Annotated in this window: 2 protein-coding genes; both read left to right on the top strand. The window is 62.4% G+C overall.

Annotated elements, in window-relative coordinates; translation table 11 throughout:
• Positions 1 to 535, top strand: a 535-nt coding sequence (locus ACXRVY_RS30495; RefSeq protein ID WP_458239137.1) for a DegT/DnrJ/EryC1/StrS family aminotransferase, incomplete at its 5' end; no start/stop codon positions are given.
• On the top strand, positions 532 to 1,163 hold a 632-nt coding region (locus tag ACXRVY_RS30490; RefSeq protein WP_458239136.1), incomplete at its 3' end, for an acetyltransferase. The genes ACXRVY_RS30495 and ACXRVY_RS30490, both read left to right, overlap by 4 nt.

Genomic DNA, 1,163 nt, shown 5'->3' with positions numbered 1-1,163 from the left:
GGACAAGGCCCTGTATGACCGCGTACTGACCCTGTCCAATCATGGCCGGGTGGCGGGCAGCAGCAAACAGTTCTGGCCGCATTTCCTCGGTTTCAAATACAAGATGAGCAACCTGCAAGCGGCCGTCGGTTGCGCACAGGTCGAGCGGATCGACGAGTTGATCGAGCGCAAGCGTGCGATCTTCGCCCACTACGCCGAGGCGCTGGCGTCGTTGCCGGGCTTGTCCATGAACCCTGAGCCCGAACATGCGCGCAACGGTTACTGGATGCCCACCGTGGTCTTTGACCGCGAGCTGGGGATCACGCGGGAGATGTTGATCGCCGCCTTCCAGGCCGCCGATATCGATGCGCGGGTGTTCTTCTGGCCGCTGTCGTCCTTGCCGATGTTCAGCGAACTGACGGCTGACTCGCCCGTGGCGCATGCACTGCCGGAGCGCGCGATCAATCTGCCGAGTTACCACGACATGAYCGATGACGATCAGCACCGGGTCATCGAGGTGCTGCGCGCGCTGGTACTCAAAAGGACCCGGCTATGAAGGTTTACCTGCTGGGGGCGGCCAATCCTGAAGCGGTACGGATGATCCTCACCCTGCAACGCAGCCAGCCGGACGTGCAGTTCGCCTTTCTCGATAACGATCCGGCCAAGCAAGGCACGCTGTTTCATGGCGTGCCGGTGGTGGGTGGTACCGACAAGGTGGCCGAGCTGAAAGGCCCCGACACACGCTTTGTCAATTTGATCACCGGCAGCACGGCGCTGCGTTACCGGACCACCTGCGAGATCGTCGAGGCCGGTGGCACCCTGGGCAACTTCATCCACCCGGGCATCGATCTGACGATGATCACCATGGGCGTCGGCACCTATCTGCAAGAGGGCGTGATCCTGCAGGCGCAAGTCAGCCTGGGTGACAACACCAGTATCAGTGCCGGCAGCGTCGTCGGGCATGAAGGGCAGGTCGGCCATTCGGTGTTCATGGCACCGGGTGTCTGCATTGCCGGTTGTGTCGAGATCGGTGACGGCACCTTCATCGGCACCAACGCCACGATCCTGCCGCGATTGCGCATCGGTCGTTGGGTCACCATCGGTGCGGGCGCCGTGGTGACCAGGGACGTTCCAGACTATGCGGTTGTGGTGGGCAGCCCCACCAGGACCATCAAGACCAATCC

The sequence above is a fragment of the Pseudomonas sp. P5_A2_2 genome (assembly GCF_054177685.1).
Note: the sequence above shows the minus strand (reverse complement) of the source record. Positions and strands in the feature narration are given on the sequence as shown.